The sequence below is a fragment of the Streptomyces sp. SCSIO 30461 genome, from assembly GCF_037023745.1.
GTDB lineage: Bacteria > Actinomycetota > Actinomycetes > Streptomycetales > Streptomycetaceae > Streptomyces.
The window spans coordinates 1,950,980-1,969,436 of record NZ_CP146101.1 but is presented as its reverse complement, the minus strand read 5'-3'; the positions used below and the strand labels follow the sequence as shown (position 1 = coordinate 1,969,436).

The 18,457-nt window shown below is 70.7% G+C and carries 12 protein-coding genes; 3 read left to right on the top strand and 9 right to left on the bottom strand.

The window, feature by feature from the left end; genetic code table 11:
* Window positions 1-104: 104 nt before the first annotated feature.
* Window positions 105-1,520 carry a proline--tRNA ligase gene (proS, locus tag V1460_RS08935; protein ID WP_338673187.1) on the bottom strand — a complete coding sequence of 472 codons (1,416 nt, stop codon included), beginning with the start codon at window positions 1,518-1,520 and terminating at the stop codon, window positions 105-107.
* A gap of 213 nt (window positions 1,521-1,733) precedes the next feature.
* Here proS and V1460_RS08930 point away from each other — a divergent pair, with 213 nt between their 5' ends.
* Window positions 1,734-2,618, top strand: coding sequence for a class I SAM-dependent methyltransferase (locus V1460_RS08930; protein WP_338673186.1), 885 nt, complete (start codon window positions 1,734-1,736; stop codon window positions 2,616-2,618).
* Window positions 2,619-2,697: 79 nt separating this feature from the next.
* On the opposite strand, the gene ftsH is transcribed toward V1460_RS08930, so the two are convergent.
* The 6 genes from ftsH to V1460_RS08900 form a co-directional block, all read right to left on the bottom strand.
* The gene (gene ftsH, locus V1460_RS08925; protein ID WP_338673185.1) at window positions 2,698-4,608 is read right to left on the bottom strand and encodes an ATP-dependent zinc metalloprotease FtsH; all 1,911 of its coding nucleotides are present in this window, start codon (window positions 4,606-4,608) and stop codon (window positions 2,698-2,700) included.
* A gap of 135 nt (window positions 4,609-4,743) precedes the next feature.
* The gene (ffh, locus tag V1460_RS08920) at window positions 4,744-6,294 is read right to left on the bottom strand and encodes a signal recognition particle protein (RefSeq protein WP_338673184.1); all 1,551 of its coding nucleotides are present in this window, start codon (window positions 6,292-6,294) and stop codon (window positions 4,744-4,746) included.
* A gap of 120 nt (window positions 6,295-6,414) precedes the next feature.
* The gene (locus V1460_RS08915; RefSeq protein WP_338673183.1) at window positions 6,415-8,919 is read right to left on the bottom strand and encodes a [protein-PII] uridylyltransferase; all 2,505 of its coding nucleotides are present in this window, start codon (window positions 8,917-8,919) and stop codon (window positions 6,415-6,417) included.
* Window positions 8,920-8,973: 54 nt separating this feature from the next.
* Window positions 8,974-9,312, bottom strand: a complete 339-nt coding sequence (locus V1460_RS08910) for a P-II family nitrogen regulator (protein WP_338673182.1) — start codon at window positions 9,310-9,312, stop codon at window positions 8,974-8,976.
* Window positions 9,309-10,676 carry an ammonium transporter gene (locus V1460_RS08905; RefSeq protein ID WP_338673181.1) on the bottom strand — a complete coding sequence of 456 codons (1,368 nt, stop codon included), beginning with the start codon at window positions 10,674-10,676 and terminating at the stop codon, window positions 9,309-9,311. Before V1460_RS08905 ends, V1460_RS08910 begins: the two co-directional genes overlap by 4 nt.
* 440 nt (window positions 10,677-11,116) lie before the next feature.
* On the bottom strand, window positions 11,117-12,601 hold the full coding sequence (locus V1460_RS08900) for a hypothetical protein (protein ID WP_338673180.1): 1,485 nt from the start codon (window positions 12,599-12,601) through the stop codon (window positions 11,117-11,119).
* Between the two features lie 565 nt (window positions 12,602-13,166).
* Between V1460_RS08900 and V1460_RS08895 the strand changes: the two genes are divergently transcribed.
* A complete protein-coding gene (locus V1460_RS08895) occupies window positions 13,167-13,865 on the top strand; it encodes a bifunctional DNA primase/polymerase (protein WP_338673179.1) in 699 nt (232 codons plus the stop codon).
* Between the two features lie 591 nt (window positions 13,866-14,456).
* Here V1460_RS08895 and ftsY read toward each other — a convergent pair.
* A complete protein-coding gene (ftsY, locus tag V1460_RS08890; RefSeq protein ID WP_338673178.1) occupies window positions 14,457-15,677 on the bottom strand; it encodes a signal recognition particle-docking protein FtsY in 1,221 nt (406 codons plus the stop codon).
* Window positions 15,678-15,819: 142 nt separating this feature from the next.
* Between ftsY and V1460_RS08885 the strand changes: the two genes are divergently transcribed.
* Window positions 15,820-16,791 carry an LLM class flavin-dependent oxidoreductase gene (locus V1460_RS08885; protein WP_338673177.1) on the top strand — a complete coding sequence of 324 codons (972 nt, stop codon included), beginning with the start codon at window positions 15,820-15,822 and terminating at the stop codon, window positions 16,789-16,791.
* 41 nt (window positions 16,792-16,832) lie between these two features.
* On the opposite strand, the gene V1460_RS08880 is transcribed toward V1460_RS08885, so the two are convergent.
* Window positions 16,833-18,260: a sugar porter family MFS transporter gene (locus tag V1460_RS08880; protein WP_338673176.1), complete on the bottom strand. Its 1,428-nt coding sequence runs from the start codon at window positions 18,258-18,260 to the stop codon at window positions 16,833-16,835.
* Window positions 18,261-18,457: the final 197 nt, after the last annotated feature.

Genomic DNA, 18,457 nt, shown 5'->3' with positions numbered 1-18,457 from the left:
AACTGCGGAGGAGCCACGCAGCTCGCAACAAGCCGGTACGTAGTGGAGCGTCGGCGAAATACGGGCCGAAGTCCCACGTCCCGCACTCGCGGCGTGGGACGCACTCAGTAGGCGCGCGCGACGATCGCGAGCGTACCCGGGGCGTCGTCGGCGTCCGGCACCGACCCGTCCTCGCCGACCAGGCACCGCACGGACACGGACCGCTCGGCGAGCGAGGCTTCCCCGTCCGTCCCAAGATCCGCCCAGGGAATACGTGCCCAGCCGCCCGCGAGTGCCACATCGGTGGCCTCATCGATCGCCACCACGTCGGTGGTACGGGCCTCGCGGCGCTCACGCGACTGGCGCAGCAGCAGCGCCTGGTCCTCTTCGAGCACCTTGGGCAGCAGCCCGGCCAGCGCGTCGACCGCCACGGGCTCCTTGCCGCCCGGGATGCGCCTGGCGAGCATCGCCGTACCGCTCTCCAGGTCGCGCGGGCCGACCTCGACACGCACCGGCACCCCCTTGAGCTCCCAGTCCACGGCCCGCCGCCCGAAGGGGACGTCGGCGCGGTCGTCGACCTGGACCCGGATCCCGGCGGCCTTCAGCCTGTCGCCGAGCCCCCGCACCGCGGCGAGCACCGCCTCGTCGTCCTTGATGGCGAGCACCACGACCTGCACGGGCGCCAGCCGGGGCGGCACCCGCAGCCCGTTGTCGTCGCCGTGCGACATGATCAGGCCGCCGACCATCCGGGTGGAGGTGCCCCAGGAGGTCTGCCAGACGAGTTCCCGCTTGCCGTCCTTCGACAGATACGTGGTGTTGAAGGCCTGGGAGAAGTTGGTGCCCAGCTCATGGCTGGTCCCCATCTGCAGGGCCTTCCCGTCGCCCATCATGCCTTCGAGCGTCAGGGTGTTGACGGCTCCCGCGAAGCGCTCCGCCGGCGTCTTGCGCCCGAGCACCACATCGATGGCGAGGACGTTCACCATGAAGTCGGCGTAGACGTCCCGGTGGATACGGGCGGCGTAGTCCCGCGCCTCCTCGAAGGTGGCGTGGGCGGTGTGGCCCTCCTGCCAGAGGAACTCCGTCGTACGCAGGAAGACCCGGGGCCGCATCTCCCAGCGGACCACGTTCGCCCACTGGTTGATGAGCAGCGGAAGGTCCCGGTAGCTCTGCACCCACTTGGAGAAGTAGTCGTTGACGATCGTCTCCGATGTGGGGCGGACGACGACCGGCTCCTCCAGTTCCTTGCCTCCGCCGTGGGTGACGACGGCGAGCTCGGGAGCGAAGCCCTCGACGTGCTCGGCTTCCTTCGTCAGATACGACTGGGGGATGAACAGCGGGAAGTACGCGTTGGAGGCGCCGGCGTCCTTGATGCGCAGGTCCATCTCCCGCTGCATGCGCTCCCAGAGCCCGTAGCCGTACGGCCGGATCACCATCGTGCCCCGCACCGGGCCGTTGTCGGCGAGCTCGGCCTTGTTGATCAGGTCCTGGTACCAGCGGGGGAAGTCCTCGGCCTGCGGCGTGAGGACGGGAGCCTTTGCCATGGCGGGAATCGTACGGCGGCCGCACTCTGATTGGGGAATCGCTCAGGACGGGCGCGGGGGCGCACGACCGGAGTGCGCCGAGGCTTTGTGGCGCGACCCCTGGACGTACGGACGGATGCGGAGTTCCCTGGCATACGGGGGCGCAGGAGCGCACACACGGGGGACTGGCAATCAGGGCACGGCTGACCTCTCGGTGGATTGGGGCGCTTTTCGATGGGACATACGCTCGTCCGGCACCACCCCCGCACCCGTACGGCCTCCGCACGCCCGGCCGGTGACCAGGCCCGGTCGAGGGCCCGCGACTGGGCCGAGATCCAGGAACGGATGCTGGTGCCCCTCTATGAGGCGGCGTACGAGCATCTGGAGGTCGGCGCGCGCTCCCGGGTGCTGGGAATCGGCTGCGGTTCGGGGCTCGCCCTGCTGATGGCGATAGCGCGAGGCGCGCGGGTCACCGGGGTGGACACGGACGGAGCGCGTCTGGCGCTGGCCCGTACGCGGCTCACGCCGGAGCCCGGCGGCACGCCCGGCTCCGGCGGGGACGGGTCCGATGACTCGCGGGTCCGTCTGGTGGAGGGCGGGCCCGAAGATGCCTGGGACCCCGCCCGGCCACGCTTCGACGTGATCACCGCTTTTCAGCCGATCGGGTGCACGGCAGGCGACTCGGAGAGGCTTGTTCCCGCCCTGGAAGCGTCCGTCCCGCTCGCCGAACGGGGCAGTGCGGTCGTACTGGCGGGCTGGGGACCGCCCGAGCGGTGCGCCACCGCGGCGGTGCTGCGGGTCGCGAGCAGGCTGACCGAACGGCTGCGGACGGCCGGTGGCTGGCGGCAGACCAGGCGGGACGACCTGGAGGATGTGGCGAGCAGGGCCGGTCTCCACCCGGACGGCTCGGGACGGGTCGCCTGCCCCTTCGGCTACGCGGACGCGGACAGCGCGGTGCGGGGGTTGCTGTCGACCGGGCTGTTCGACGCGGCGATCCGGGCGACGGACCGGAAGCAGGTCGAGAAGGAGATCACGGAGGCGCTGCACCCGCATGTGCAGTCCGACGGGACGGTGTGGATGCCCAATGTGTTCCGGTATCTGATCGCCCGGACGTCCTGAGGTCGTTCGCCCGGACGCGCTGAGGCCGCCGCCACCGAGGGCGCCTCACCCGGACGGCCTACGCAGCCCCGTCGCGGTGCTACTCCGCCCCGTTGCTCTTGGTGAGCCGGGGGATGCCGGCCGCCCGGTACGCCTCGTCCTCCTCCAGGGTCTCATCGGCCAGCAGGGCGGCGGCGAGGGCGTCCAGCCGGTACCGGTTGTCCCGGAGCTGCCGGCAGGCACTCTCGTAGCACTCGTCGGCGATCCGCCGCATCTCGTGGTCCACCGCGTCCAGCGTCGCCGGGGCGGCGGCGAGCCCGTACGGCTCCTGTCCGTCCCCGGGGATCGCGGTGAAGCGGCCCACGCGCTCGCTCATGCCCCAGCGGCCGACCATGCCCCGCACCAGCCGGGTGACCTGATCCAGATCGCTCTCGGATCCGGTCGTGACCACCCCGAAGACCACATGCTCGGCGGCCATTCCGCCCAGAGCGCCGATGATCCGACCGCGCAGATACTCCTCCGTGTAGGCATAGCGGTCGGCGTCGGGAGTCGACAGGGTGACGCCCAGCGCACGCCCGCGCGGCACGATCGTGATCTTGCGTACCGGGTCGGCTCCGGGCTGGAGCATGCCGAGCAGTGCATGGCCGCTCTCGTGGTACGCGGTCCTGCGACGCTCGTCCTCGGGCATCACCAGGGGCCGTTCTGCGCCGAGCTGCACCTTCTCCAGAGCCGCGGACAGATCCCCCTGGGTGACCGCAGTCTGTCTGCGCTTGACTGCGAGCAACGCGGCCTCGTTGGCGAGATTGGCGAGTTCGGCGCCCGTCATGCCCGGCGTCGTACGGGCCACCTGGACCAGGTCGACCCCCTCCGCGAGGGGGATATCCCGGGTGTGGATCCGCAGGATCGCCTCACGACCGCGCCTGTCGGGCGGGCTCACCTGCACGATCCGGTCGAAACGGCCCGGACGGGTGAGCGCGGGGTCAAGCACATCGGCGCGGTTGGTGGCGGCGAGTACGACCACGCCCTCGGAGCCGCTGAAGCCGTCCATCTCGGTCAGGATCTGATTGAGCGTCTGCTCCCGCTCGTCGTGGCCGCCGATCCCGGCCCCACCGGAGCGCACTCGGCCGATGGTGTCGATCTCGTCGATGAACACGATGGCCGGGGCGACCTTGCGGGCCTCGGCGAAGAGCTCTCGCACCCGGGACGCACCCACGCCCACGATCATCTCGATGAACTCGGAAGCGGACGCGGAGAAGAACGGCACCCCGGCTTCCCCCGCCACGGCCCGCGCCAGAAGGGTCTTGCCCGTGCCGGGCGGGCCTGCCAGCAGCACGCCACCCGGCATCCGGGCACCCATGTCGCGGTATGCCTGGGGGTTCTTCAGGAAGTCCACGACATCGTTGAGCTCCCCCGCGACCTCGTCGATCCCGGCCACGTCGTCGAAGGTGGTGCGTCTTGCCGCGGTCAGCTCGACGGGCCGGGGCGGCGCCTTGCGGCCGAACGGCCCGGAGCCCCCGGTACTCATCCGCCGCGCCACAAGGACCCAGATGAGGACCAGCACCAGGATCGGGGCGAGTGAGATCAGCAGGTTGACGAGGAAGCCGCGCTGGGCGACGACCGGTTCCGCAGTCACGGTGACACCCTTGCGGGTGAGTTCCTGCCAGAGGTCGTCATCGGCGAACGAGGGCCGCTGGGTGGTGAACTCGGTGTAGTCGCCCTCTCCGTCCGGCAGCTGCCGGGACTTCTTCAACTCGCCCTGGATGGCGTCGCCCTTGGCGTAGATCTTCGCGACGTTGCCCGCGGTGACCTGCTTGCCGAACTCGGTGTAGGAGAGGGTGGGCTGCTCCTCCTCCCCGATGAGCGTCAGCGCGACGAACGCGGCGGCGAACACGATGAACGCGGCCAGCGCCAGCCCGATCCAGCCCCCGGGCGGACGGCGCTTCGGCGGCGGAGCGCCCTCCGACCGCCAGGGCTGGTCGGTGCGGTCTCGCGGGGGTACGGAATTCGCCACAAGGCCATGACCCCACAGCTCAACCGGTACTGCCACCCGAGCGGGCACATGGCCGAGGGCCCCGCGGTCGCTTCACCGACGGCGTCGTCGGTACGGCCTCGGGGCCCTCGGGTACCACTTCCGTGGGGCCGTTCGTCAACCCATGAACTTCTTGAACTCGTCCGGCAGCTCGAAGTCCTTGCCCGCGCCGCCGGCCGGAAGGCCGAACGCACCGCCCTGAGCGGCCTGCTCACGACGCGCCGCTGCGGCCTCCTCCTCGGCCTTGCGCTTCATCGGGTTGCCGCTCTTGCGCTTGCCCTTGGCCTGCTTCTGCTGCTTCTTCTGGCGGCCGGGGCCACCACCCATACCGGGGATACCCGGCATTCCGGGCATCCCGCCGCCCTGTGCCATCCGCGACATCATCTTGCGGGCCTCGAAGAACCGCTCGACCAGGCCCTTGACCGCGCTGACGTCGACGCCCGAACCCTTGGCGATACGGGCACGGCGCGAGCCGTTGATGATCGTCGGGTCCTGGCGCTCACCGGGGGTCATCGACTTGATGATCGCGGCCGTGCGGTCCACGTCCCGCTCGTCGATGTTGTTGATCTGGTCCTTGATCTGCCCCATTCCGGGCAGCATCCCGAGCAGTTTGGAGATGGAGCCCATCTTCCTGACCTGCTCCATCTGGGCCAGGAAGTCGTCGAGCGTGAAGTCCTTGCCCTTGCTGCTCGCCAGCTTGGAGGCCATCTTGGCGGCCTCTTCCTGGCTGAAGGTCTGCTCGGCCTTCTCGATGAGCGAGAGCACATCGCCCATGCCGAGGATGCGGGACGCCATACGGTCCGGGTGGAACGCGTCGAAGTCGTCCAGCTTCTCGCCGTTGGAGGCGAACATGATCTGCTTGCCGGTGACATGGGCGATCGAGAGCGCGGCACCACCGCGTGCGTCGCCGTCCAGCTTGGAGAGCACCACGCCGTCGAAGCCGACACCGTCGCGGAACGCCTCCGCGGTGTTGACCGCGTCCTGACCGATCATGGCGTCGACGACGAACAGGACCTCGTCGGGGCTGACCGCGTCCCGGATGTCTGCGGCCTGCCGCATCATCTCCTGGTCGATGCCCAGGCGGCCGGCGGTGTCGACGACCACGATGTCGTGGACCTTCGACTTCGCGTACTCGATCGACTCCTTGGCGACCTGGACCGGGTCGCCCACACCGTTGCCCGGCTGCGGTGCGAACACCGCGACCCCGGCTCGCTCCGCGACCACCGAGAGCTGGTTGACGGCGTTGGGGCGCTGGAGGTCGCAGGCAACGAGCAGCGGCGAGTGGCCCTGGCTCTTGAGCCAGAGGCCGAGCTTTCCGGCGAGGGTGGTCTTACCGGCACCCTGGAGGCCCGCGAGCATGATCACGGTGGGCGGCTGCTTGGCGAACCTCAGGCGCCGGGTCTCACCGCCGAGGATGCCGATGAGCTCCTCGTTGACGATCTTGATGACCTGTTGGGCCGGGTTCAGTGCCTGAGACACCTCGGAACCCAGCGCGCGCTCCTTGATGTCCTTGATGAAGGAGCGGACGACGGGCAGTGCGACATCGGCTTCGAGCAGCGCGATACGGATCTCGCGTGCTGTGGCGTCGATGTCCGCCTCGGACAACCGCCCCTTGCCCCGGAGGTTCTTGAATGTCGCGGCAAGGCGGTCGGAGAGAGTATCGAACACGGCGGTCGCGGATCCTCGGGTCTCGGGGGCGGGTGGGCAGATGTCCCCCAAGGGTATCCGCACGCGCGAGTGGGGTCTGCCCCCTGCCCCGGCATCGCGTGGGCCCCCGAGGGGGCTCGGTCAGGCGCGCAACGCCGCCTCCAGCCTCCTCGCCACATCCGCGGCCTCGGCCGCCGGCAGCGGGGCGCCCTCGGGCCCGGTGACGTAGAAGGCGTCCACCGCGTTCGCGCCCAGTGTCGACACATGCGCGCTGCGCACCCGGACCTCCGCCGACTCCAGGGCGTGGCCGATGCGGTGCAGCAGACCCGGCATGTCCTGGGCTCGAACTTCGATCACGGTGGCGAAGCGCGAGGCCGCCGCGGCCAAGGTGACCCGGGGCGGAGGCGCGGTTGCGCCGCGCCTGCGCGGGTACGCAGCCTCGCGCTCGGCCAGCCTGGAGAGGATGTTCAGCGAGCCGTCCAGAGCGCGTACGAGGTCGGCGCGCAGCCGGGCCGCCTGCGGCAGGGAGCCGTAGGCGGCGGCGACCCTCCAGTCGAGCACGAGGACGGAACCAGGACCGACTTCGCTCGGCAGTTCGATCGCCCTGAGGTCGGCGGCGCGCACGGTGAGCCGGTGCAGGGCGAGCACGCCCGCGACGGCGGGCAGCACACCAGGCTGGTCGGGGACGGCGATCAGCAGTTCGACCCCGACCGGTTCCGGCTCACCCTCGTGCTGGGCCGCCTCGGCCTGGGCGCGCAGAGCCAGTACGGGACCACCCGTGCGCAGTGCCTCCACGGCAAGCCGCTCCTGCTCGGCCGAGGGCGCGGCGGGCTCCGGCTCCTCGGGAGCCTCGCCGGCGAGCACCCCGCCGACCCGCTTCACCAGGTCGGCGACGAGTGAGCCGCGCCAGGTGGACCAGGCCGCGGGACCCGTGGCAAGGGCGTCCGCCTCGGTGAGTGCGTGCAGCAGCTCCAGCGTGCCGGGGGAGCCGACGGCGTCCGCGACCGCCCGCAGGGTCGCGGGGTCGTCCAGGTCCCGCCGGGTGGCGGTCTCCACCAGCAGCAGATGGTGGCGTACGAGTGCGGCGATCACGCCCACGTCGTGCTTGTCGAAGCCGATCCGCGCCGCCATGTCGCGGGCGATGGTCTCGCCGACCACCGAGTGGTCGCCGGGCCAGCCTTTGCCGATGTCGTGCAGCAGCGCGGCGACCAGCAGCAGGTCGGGGCGGCCGACCCGGCGGGTGAGGGCCGAGGCCCGTACCGCGGTCTCGACCAGATGGCGGTCGACGGTCCAGGTGTGCACGGCGTTGCGCTGGGGGCGGCAGCGGACCCGCTCCCAGTCCGGCAGCAGCCGGGTGATCAGCCCTTCCGCCTCCAGGGCCTCCCACACGGCGACGGTGGACCCGCCGGCGCCGAGCAGCGTGACGAGTTCCTCGCGTGCGGTGGCGGGCCAGGGCACCGGCAGCGGCGCGGCGGCCGCTGCGAGGTGGCGTACGGCGTGCCGGGACAACGGCAGCCCTGACTGGGCCGCCGCTGCGGCGGCCCGCAGGGGCAGCACGGGATCGCGCTCGGGCTTGGCGGTACGGGCGAGCACGGCCTCGCCGTCCATCTCGACCACGCCTTCGGCGAGCGGGGTGCGCTCGGGCTCGGGCCGCCGCCCGCCGAACGCCCGCCCGTCGCCCGCCACCACCCTTCTGAGGAACTCGCTGCGCTCCCTTGCCCTCTCCTTCAGACGGGGTCGCGCGGAGCGGGCCTTGAGGACCCGGTTCACCTCGCGCCAGGTGACGTCCGAGGCGTACGAGACGGTCCGCGCGGCCTCGTACACCTGCCGCAGCAGGGCGTCGCCGTCCAGCAGCCCGAGCTCTTCCGCGACCTGGTCCTGCTCCTGGAGGGCGAGCCTGTCGGTGGCACGCCCGGTGGCGAGGTGGAGGGCGTCCCTGGTGTCGAGGAGGACCCGGCGCGCGTCGGCGAGCCCCTCACGGGGCGCGTCGGCGAGCCAGGAGGCCGCGACGGCGCGCAGGGCGGTGGCGTCCCGCAGCCCACCGCGGGCCTCCTTGAGGTCCGGTTCCAGCAGGTACTGGAGCTCGCCTTGGCGGGCGGCCCGCTCGCGGCAGAGCTCGTCGAGCTCGGGCAGCCGCTTCGCAGCCTGGTTGCGCCAGTCGGCGAGCACGGCGGTGCGCAGCGCCGCGACCAGACCGAGGTCTCCCGCGACGCCCCGGGCGTCGAGCAGTCCGAGCTGCACCTTGAGGTCGTCGCCCGCTGTCGCGCGGGCCTCGCCTGCGGTGCGCACGGAGTGGTCGAGTGCGATTCCGAGGTCCCAGACCGGATACCAGATCCGGTCGGCGAGGGAGGCGATCGCCCCGGCGTCGGCGCTGCCGTCGTGCAGCAGCAGCAAGTCGAGGTCGCTGCGCGGGGACAGCTCGCCGCGCCCGTAGCCGCCGACGGCGACCAGCGCGGCGCCGCGTACGCCGATACTCAGCGCCGCCTCGGCGAACAGCGCGGAGAGCCAGTCGTCGGTCAGCCGGGCCAGGGCCGTACGGCGCGGCGGCCCGGACTGCGCCGCCTCCTGGAGGAGGCGCAGCCGGGCCGCCGCGTAGCCGCTGGGTCCCGAGTCTTCCGTTTCCGTGGTCACTTCGGGGCTCGTCACCCGGCTACTCCCGTCTCAGAGCGGTCAGAGCTGTCCAGAGCGCTTCAGCACTGTTCAGAGCGCGTCCGGTCCGCGTTCGCCGGTCCGGACGCGGACCGCCGTCTCGACCGGGACACTCCACACCTTGCCGTCCCCGATCTTGCCCGTCCTGGCCGCCTTGACCACCACGTCGATCAGCTGCTCGGCGTCGTCGTCCTCGGCCAGCACCTCGATACGAATCTTGGGCACGAGGTCCACGGTGTACTCGGCACCACGGTAGACCTCGGTGTGGCCGCGCTGCCGTCCGTAGCCGCTGGCCTCGGTGACGGTGAGCCCCTGGACTCCGAAGGCCTGGAGGGCCTCCTTGATCTCGTCCAGCCGGTGCGGCTTCACGACTGCGGTGATGAGCTTCATGCGTCCACCTTCTTGGTCTGCTTCGTCTGCGCTGCGGCTGCCACGGTGTCGGCGGTCGCGGGGGCGGCGCTCCTGCGTGGCGCGGCTCCACCGCCCGCTCCGCTGAAGTCGTACGCGGTCTCGGCGTGCTCGACCTGGTCGATGCCGGAGACCTCGTCGTCCTCGGTGACCCGCATGCCGATCGTCTTGTCGAGGACGAAGGCGAGGATCGCGGAGACGATCAGAGAGTAGGCCAGGACCGAGAAGACACCGATGGCCTGCTTGCCGAGCTGCTCGAAGCCGCCACCGTAGAAGAGGCCCTTGGCGTCGGACTGGACACCGCCGGTGGCGAAGAAGCCGACCAGGAGGGAGCCGATGACACCGCCGACCAGGTGCACGCCGACCACGTCGAGCGAGTCGTCGTAGCCGAACTTGTACTTGAGGCCGACGGCCATCGCGCACAGCAGACCTGCGACGGCGCCGATGCCGATCGCGCCGAGCGGGGAGCAGGAGCCACCGGACGGGGTGATGGCGACCAGGCCCGCGACAGCGCCGGAGGCGGCGCCGAGCGTGGTGAAGGAGCCGTGGCGGATCTTCTCGTAGCCGAGCCAGGCGAGCATCGCGGCGGCGGTGGCGACCTGGGTGTTGACGAACATCACCGCGCCGACGCCGTCGTCGTTGCCGAGCCAGGAGCCCGCGTTGAAGCCGAACCAGCCGAACCACAGCAGCCCTGCGCCGAGCATCACCAGCGGAAGGCTGTGCGGGCGCATCGGGTCCTTCTTGAAGCCGACCCGCTTGCCGATCACGAAGATCACACCGAGCGCCGCGGCGCCCGCGTTGATGTGGACGGCCGTGCCGCCGGCGAAGTCGATCACACCCATCTCGAACAGCCAGCCGCCCGCGCCCCAGACCCAGTGCGCGACCGGGAAGTAGACGACGGTGGCCCACAGCACGATGAACAGGGCCCAGGCGCTGAACTTCACCCGGTCCGCGAGCGCACCGCTGATCAGGGCCGGTGTGATGATCGCGAACATCAGCTGGAAGACGGCGAAGACGTACACCGGGATGGTGTAGCCGTCCCACAGCTCGTTGAGACCGATGCCGCTCAGTCCGACGTAGTCGGACGACCAGCCGATCAGGGAGCCTGAGTCGGTGCCGAAGGCCAGGCTGAAGCCGTACAGCACCCACAGGATCGTGACGATCCCGAGACTGATGAAGCTCATCATCAGCATGTTGAGGGTGCTCTTGACCCGGACCATGCCTCCGTAGAAGAAGGCCAGGCCCGGCGTCATGAGCATCACCATCGCGGAGCAGATGAGCATGAAGCCGGTGTTGGCGGCAGACAGCTCGGGGGCGTCTGCGGCAAGCGTGATGCCTGGGGGCATCGGCGTCTCCTCGTCGTCGTACGGCCTGTGCGGGCGGAGCCGGGGCTGGCTGGACAACCGGTGGGGTGAGTGTCCTGAGCGGCTGCCGGGGAGTCGGCCGGTTATGCGCCATGAGGTTGGCGCGCCGCGGTTTCCGCCGATGCAGCCCGATGTTTCGCGGCAGTGACGAAGCGGTCGGACGTGTTACGCGCCGATGAACTGGGGGGTCACACGAATGTCACGCGCGTACCATCCCCGGCGGAGGAGAAGCCGCCGGGGACGGCTCCGGGACACCCCGGGGAGGGTTCCAGGGCGCGTTCCGGGATGGGTCCGGATGCGCCCGGGGAAGCCGCCCGGCGCATGCGACCGGCCGCGACGCACCCGGTTGACCTGGCGTGGGGGGCCGAGTCGGGCTGTTATGGGTGGCGTCGCGGCCGGAGTCCTGTGGATGACGTGCCGGGTCAGACCGCCTCGGCGGTCTCGGGCAGCTGGGCGGTGAGCACCTCGGTGAAATGGGCGACCTGCGGAACGTCACCGAAGTCCCTGGCCGCGGTGTCGACGGTCCTGCGCAGCCGGGTGTTGACCCGCTCCGAGCGGATCTTTCTGGCGACCGTCAGGGCCTGCCCGGCGAGCTGGGTGGACTGCTCGGGTTCCCGCTTCAGCAGATGCACCGTGGCCATGCCGATGAGGTTCAGTGCATACGAGCGCTGGTACTCGTGCTCCTCGGCGAAGAGCTCGACCGCGCGCCGCATAGCGGGCTCGGCGAGCGAGACATAGGTCGGGCTGCGGCCCGCCACATAAGCGAGGTCGCGGTAGGAGTGGGCGTTCTCGCCGTTGAGCTCGGCCTCGGTGAAGAAGCGGATCCAGTCGGGCTCGGGCTCGTTCGCCTCCAGTGCGTCCGCGAAGGTGTCCTCCGCCATACGGACGGCGCGCTTGGTCTTGCTCGGCTGGCCCATGTTGGCGTAGGCGCGGGCCTCCATCGCATACAGCATCGCCTGGGTGCGCGGGGTGGCGCAGTCACGGCTGCCGTACTGGGCGAGGTGGATCAGCTCCAGCGCGTCGTCGGCCCTGCCGAGGTGGATCATCTGCCGGCTCATGGAGGAGAGGATGAAGGAGCCGAGCGGCTTGTCCCCGGCCTCCTTGGCGGCATGGAGGGCCAGTACGAAGTACTTCTGGGCGGTGGGCTGGAGACCGATGTCGTAGCTCATCCAGCCGGCGAGCTCCGCCAGTTCGGCGGCGCAGCGGAACAGGCGCTTCGCGGTCGGCTCGGGGTGGGACTCCTGGAGCAGGTCGGTCACTTCGTGGAGCTGGCCCACGACCGCCTTGCGCCGCAGGCCACCGCCGCACTGGGCGTCCCACTGACGGAACATCGCGGTGGTGGACTCCAGCAGTTGGAGCTCGGGCACGGAGAGCGGGGAGAGGCGCTGGGCGGCTGCCGCCGCCGACGGTCGCGGCGGCCCGGGCTCGGCAGGCGGGCCCGGCACCAGCCAGCGCTGCATGGGCTCGATGAGCGCGGGCCCCGCCGAGAGGGCGAGCGAGGTTCCGAGGAAGCCGCGGCGGGCCAGCATCAGGTCACTGCGTGAGAACTCGTTGAGCATGGAGACGGTCTGGTGACCGGTCCAGGGCAGGTCGACGCCGGACGCGGAGGGCGACTGGTGGGCAGCGCGCAGCCCGAGGTCCTCGATGGCGACGACGCTGCCGAAGCGCTCGGAGAAGAGCTCCGAGAGAATGCGCGGGATCGGCTCGCGCGGCTGCTCGCCGTCCAGCCAGCGGCGTACCCGTGAGGTGTCCGTGCTGATGTGGGGGGCGCCCATCTGGCGCGCCCTGCGGTTCACCTGCCGCGCGAGCTCGCCCTTGGACCAGCCACTGCGCACAAACCACGAGCCGAGCTGCTCGTTCGGGCGCTTGCCGGTGGACGTGCCGTCTGCGCCGCTGTCGCCGCTCACTGGAACGCCGCCCCCTATCTGTTGCCGTGTGTCGCTCTGTTGCCTTGGTGCCGCGGTGCCTTGCGCCGTACTGCCTTGATGTCGAACCGTCTTGGCCCGCCGGGCCCCTGTGTCGCCGTGTCACCGCTTTCACGCGAACCCGTATCAGGCCGCGGTGGGTTCCTGCCCCCGCTTCCGGGGGTTGCACCCCTTCGAACGCGAATCCGGGGCAGAAAACCGACGTGCCTCCGGCATACCCACACGGAAGGCGCCACCCCTCGGGTCCGTGCACTGAAAGTAATCCTACGATCACTGGTGCGGCCATGGCGTTTCCAGAAACGCCACCATTCGCCACCCCTGCGAATGAACCCGCCTGCGGCCAGGCGCGATTCACTTGACATGCGACAACATGCGACAACGGAGCAGTGGGCGGAGCGTTGCACGCCGGGGCGCACGAAAAGGGACGCACTACCCCTGATGCCACGAGGCGCCTTCGGATCCGACCCGGAAGACCGGCATCGCGACTCTGCGTCACTACGGCGCTCCACGTCGTAACCACCGACGCGTTCGACCCGTTGGAGGGGGCATGGGCTTCACGATCGGCGGCAGCCGGGTGGTCAGGGAGATCCGGCCTTGGGGTCCCCCCGGCCGAAGGCCAGGGGGCGCGCGACGCCGCGGGCGCACGGCCACGACCGAGTGCACGGCAGTGGCCGAGTTCACGGGCCTGTGGGGCTGGGACGTCGTCCCGGGTGCACGGGCGTCGGAGGGGCGCTGCTCCTGCGGTGAGGCGTCGTGCGCGGCCCCGGGGGCGCACCCTCTCGAGTTCGCCCCTGAGGTCCCCGCGGGCGCGACCCTGGACGACGCCACCAGGGCGTGGGCCGAGGTGCCCGGAGCGACGGTGCTACTGCCGGTGGGGCGGACCTTCGACGTGCTGGACGTCGCGCTCACCGCGGGACAGCACGCGCTGGCGCGCCTTGAGCGGATGGGCCTCCCACTCGGGCCTGTGTGCGCGACGCCGACCGGTCGTGCCCAGTTCTTCGTGGCCCCGGGCGCGGCGCCCGAGCTGCCCGGTCTGCTCTACCGAATGGGCTGGGATGACGCCGCCCTCGATCTGCGCTGCCTGAGCGTCGGCAGCTTCGTCACCGCCCCGCCATCGGACCACGGCGGCCGCGGACCGGTGCGCTGGCTCCGCCCGCCGTCGCTGGACACCACGGCGACCCCGCCCCAGGTACGGCTCCTGCTGGGCACGCTGGCGTATGTCTGCCACCGCTCCGCCCCGGTGTAGAGCCGACCTTCACACGGCACGGCCCCGTGCCCATGGCATTGACCTGAGGGCGCGGGGCCGCGATGCCCAGACGGTCCCGCGTCAGGCGACGTTCGCAGGTGAAGGAGCGGCGTCCGGTGCATGGGGTCTCCCCAGGCCCACCCGGGCCGAGGGGACGGGGTCTCCCCAGGCCCACCCGGGCCGAGGGGACGGGGTCTCCCCAGGCCCACCCGGGCCGAGGGGACGGGGTCTCCCCAGGCCCACCCGGGCCGAGGGGACGGGGTCTCCCCAGGCCCACCCGGGCCGAGGGGACGGGGTCTCCCCAGGCCCACCCGGGCCGAGGGGACGGGGTCTCCCCAGGCCCACCCGGGCCGAGGGGACGGGGTCTCCCCAGGCCCACCCGGGCCGAGGGGACGGGGTCTCCCCAGGCCCTCCCGGGCCGAGGGGGTGGGGTCTCCCCAGGCCGAGGGGACGATGTCTCCCGGCGCCGGATCGACCTCGTAGTGGGCCTACCCGGTTGATTCGGCAACACCGCGAGCCGCCGTCCTGGGGTCGCCTCTCAGGCGAGCTCTCGGGGCGTCGCGACGGGGCGAACCTCGCCTGACCCGGCCCTCAGTCGCCGATCAGCGCGTCGACGAACGCCTCCGGCTCGAACGGGGCCAGGTCGTCGGGACCTTCACCCAGTCCGATCAGCTTGACCGGCACGCCCAGGTCCCGCTGGACCGCGACGACGATGCCGCCCTTGGCCGTACCGTCCAGTTTGGTGAGCACGATGCCGGTGATGTCGACCACCTCGGCGAAGACCCGCGCCTGCACCAGCCCGTTCTGCCCGGTGGTCGCGTCGAGCACGAGCAGCACCTCGTCCAGCGGGGCGTGCTTCTCCACCACTCGCTTGACCTTGCCGAGCTCGTCCATGAGGCCGGCCTTGGTGTGCAGGCGGCCCGCCGTGTCGATCAGCACGACGTCCGCGCCCTCGGCGATGCCCTCCTTGACGGCGTCGTAGGCGATGGACGCCGGGTCGCCACCCTCCGGCCCGCGTACCGTGCGGGCACCGACCCGCTCACCCCAGGTCTGGAGCTGGTCGGCCGCGGCGGCACGGAAGGTGTCGGCGGCGCCGAGCACGACGGACCGGCCGTCGGCCACCAGGACGCGGGCGAGCTTGCCCGTCGTGGTGGTCTTGCCGGTGCCGTTGACGCCGACGACCATCACGATGCCAGGAGTCTCGAGACCGCTCTCCGTCTTCACCGAGCGGTCGGCGTCCGTGCCCACCAGGCGCAGCAGTTCCTCACGGAGCAGCGTCCGCAGCTCGTCCGGGGTACGTGTGCCGAGGACCTTCACCCGCTCGCGCAGGTGCTCGACGAGTTCCTGCGTGGGAGCGACACCGACATCCGCCCGCAGGAGGGTGTCCTCGATCTCCTCCCAGGTCTCCTCGTCGAGGTGCTCGCGCGACAACAGGGTCAGCAGACCCTTGCCGAGCGCGTTCTGCGAGCGGGCCAGCCTGGCCCGCAGCCGCACGAGCCGTCCCGCGGTCGGCTCGGGGACCTCGACTTCCAGGACGGCCGGCGCTTCCGGCTCCGCCTCTTCGACCGGGGCTTCGGCCGCGGGGGCCTGGGCGTCGGGGAGTACGACCTCCTCGACGGTACGGCGGGGTTCCTCCCGCGGCGTCTCCGCCTCCTCGCCGACGTGCGGCTCGGCTGGCGGAGCGGTGATGGTCGGCGTTTGCGAGGGCGCCGATGGCGGCAGCTGCCTCTTCCGGCGGCTGCTGACCACGAGCCCGCTGATCAGGCCGACCGCGACCAGAGCGATGACTACAGCAAGGATGACGATTTCCATAACCTGTCCAGTATCGGCCACAGTCCGGACGATCGGTGCCCTCGGAGGATCACACGAGACTCGCGTCGTACCGGAAAGTCGCATTCGTCGGGTGACACCCGCGGGTGTTCTCATCTGACGTCACGTCAGCTAACGTCCGGCCATGGCCTTCACCGTCATACGGTTCAACCTCGTCGCCCCTTCGGCGACCCCCGAGTCACTCTCCGACCGCTACCGCGCGGCGCTGGAGATGGCGACGTACGCCGACGACCGGGGCGTGGACACCATCCAGACCGAGGAGCACCATGGGGCGGCCGACAACTGGCTGCCCTCCCCCCTCACCTTCGCCGGCGCAGTGCTCGGCGCCACACGGCGGATCGCGGTCACCGTGTCGGCCGTCATCGGCCCGCTGCACGACCCGCTGCGCCTCGCCGAGGACATCGCCGTGCTCGACCTGCTCAGCCGGGGGCGGCTGGTCACGGTCGCCGGTATCGGCTACCGACCCGAGGAGTACGCGGCCCACGGCGTCGACTGGCAGCGCCGGGGCGCCCTCCAGGACGAGCTCCTGGACACCCTGCTGGCGGCGTGGTCAGGGGAGGAGTTCGACCACCGGGGGCGTACCGTGCGGGTCACCCCACGGCCGTACACACAGCCGCATCCGATGCTGCTGGTGGGCGGCTCGTCCCGGCCCGCGGCCCGGCGCGCCGCGCGACTCGGGCTGCCGTTCTTCCCGAGCGCGCACCTGCCCGAACTGGAGGCGTACTACCACCGGATGCGCGAGGAGTACGGCACGGACGGGTTCTGCATGATGCCCGCGACGCGGACGCCGCTGCTGCATGTCTCCGACGACCCGGACCGGACCTGGGCATGCCACGGCGAGCACTTTCTGCACGAGGCGAGGATCTATGCCTCCTGGCAGTCCCGGGACATCCACTCCGCGGTGCGTTCGGCGGCGGCGACGGTCGACGAACTGAGAGCGGAGGGTGTGTACCGGGTGATGACGCCCGACGAGTGCCTGGCCATGGGCGGCGACAGCCTGGTACTTCACCCGCTGTGCGGCGGGATGCCGGTGGACGAGGGCTGGCGCAGCGTCCATCTGTTCTGTGAACAGGTGCTGCCCCGGCTCAAGGGCTGAGCCGGGACAGCACCGCGGTCCGAGGAGAGGGGCAGCGGGGATTAGCCCATCTCCTCCAACGCCTTGCCCTTCGTCTCCGGCACCCATTTGAGGATGAACGGGATCGAGAGCAGAGCGAAGAACGTGTAGATCACGTAGGCGCCGGCGAGGTCCCAGTCCGAGAGCGTCGGGAACGTCACGGTGATCAGCCAGTTGGCGATCCACTGGGCCGAAGCGGCGACACCCAGCGCCGCGGCGCGGATCCGGCCGGGGAACATCTCCCCCAGCAGCACCCACACCACCACGCCCCAGGACAGGGCGAAGAAGAGCACGAAGAAGTTGGCGGCGATCAGCGCGACCGTGCCGTGGAAGCTCGGAAGCGAGACATCGACACCGGTCCCGGTCTTGTACGAGAAGGCCCAGGCGGCGCAGCCGAGCGAGATCGCCATTCCGGCGGACCCGATCAGAGCGAGCGGCTTGCGGCCGATCCGGTCGACGAAGATCATCGCGATCACGGTGCCGATGATGTTCACGATGGAGGTCTCGAAGGAGTAGAGGAACGAGCTCTCCGGGTTGATGCCCACCGACTGCCACAGCGACGAGCTGTAGTAGAAGATCACGTTGATGCCGACGAGCTGCGAGAAGACGGACAGGCCGATACCGATCCAGACGATCGGCAGGAAGCCGAAGCGCCCGCCGAGCAGGTCCTTGAACGTCGGCTTGCGCTCGTGCCGCATGTTCCGCTCGATCTCGGCGACCCGGATGTCCAGGTCCACTTCCTTGCCCTCGACGTCGCGGAGCACTTGGCGGGCCTTCTCCTTGCGGCCGACCGAGATCAGGAAGCGCGGCGACTCGGGGATGACCAGCGACAGCATCCCGTAGAGCACCGACGGGACCACCATCACGCCGAGCATCCACTGCCAGGCTTCCAGTCCGGCGATCTCGCCTCGCTGCTCGCCGCCGGCGTAGCTCAGGATGGCCCAGTTGACGAGCTGTGAGATGGCGATACCGATGACGATGGCGGCCTGCTGGAACGAGGTGAGCCGGCCTCGGTAGGCGGGCGGGGAGACTTCGGCGATGTACGCGGGACCGATGACCGACGCCATGCCGATGGCGACACCGCCGAGCACCCGCCACATCGCGAGGTCCCAGAGAGCGAACGGGAGGGCGGAGCCGATCGCGCTGATGGTGAACAGGGCCGCGGCGATCTGCATCACCCGGATACGGCCGACCCGGTCGGCGATCCGGCCTGCGGTCGCGGCGCCGATGGCACAGCCGATCAGCGCGGCGGCGATGACCTGGGCGAGAACCTCGGAGCCGACATCGAAGCGACCCCGGATGGCGACGACCGCGCCGTTGATCACCGAGCTGTCGTAGCCGAAGAGGAAGCCGCCCATCGCGGCCGCTGCCGCGATGAAGATGACATGGCCGAGATGCTCAGGCCGGGCCTTACGGCCTTCGGGCGACTGCGCCTGCGATGTGCTGGTCACATGAACTCCTGGGGCCGCCCGGCGGCGTCGCCGGACGTGGGGGGACGAGCACTTCAAGTGGCGCACAAGTTCACACCGCCCACCACTTGAAGGTAAAAACAACTCCATAGAGACTATGTCTTCAAGTTTCGAAGTCAAGGCTAGCAAACTGAACCATTGCGCCAGAAGACGAGGTGCCTTGAGTTCAAGTTTTGAAA

Excerpts from the sequence above, each read along its gene's own strand:
- proS (WP_338673187.1), bottom strand. The coding sequence starts at position 1,520 with ATGGCAAAGGCTCCCGTCCTCACGCCGCAGGCCGAGGACTTCCCCCGC.
- V1460_RS08930 (WP_338673186.1), top strand. The coding sequence starts at position 1,734 with ATGGGACATACGCTCGTCCGGCACCACCCCCGCACCCGTACGGCCTCC.
- V1460_RS08910 (WP_338673182.1), bottom strand. The coding sequence starts at position 9,312 with ATGAAGCTCATCACCGCAGTCGTGAAGCCGCACCGGCTGGACGAGATC.
- V1460_RS08905 (WP_338673181.1), bottom strand. The coding sequence starts at position 10,676 with ATGCCCCCAGGCATCACGCTTGCCGCAGACGCCCCCGAGCTGTCTGCC.
- V1460_RS08895 (WP_338673179.1), top strand. The coding sequence starts at position 13,167 with ATGGGCTTCACGATCGGCGGCAGCCGGGTGGTCAGGGAGATCCGGCCT.
- ftsY (WP_338673178.1), bottom strand. The coding sequence starts at position 15,677 with ATGGAAATCGTCATCCTTGCTGTAGTCATCGCTCTGGTCGCGGTCGGC.
- V1460_RS08885 (WP_338673177.1), top strand. The coding sequence starts at position 15,820 with ATGGCCTTCACCGTCATACGGTTCAACCTCGTCGCCCCTTCGGCGACC.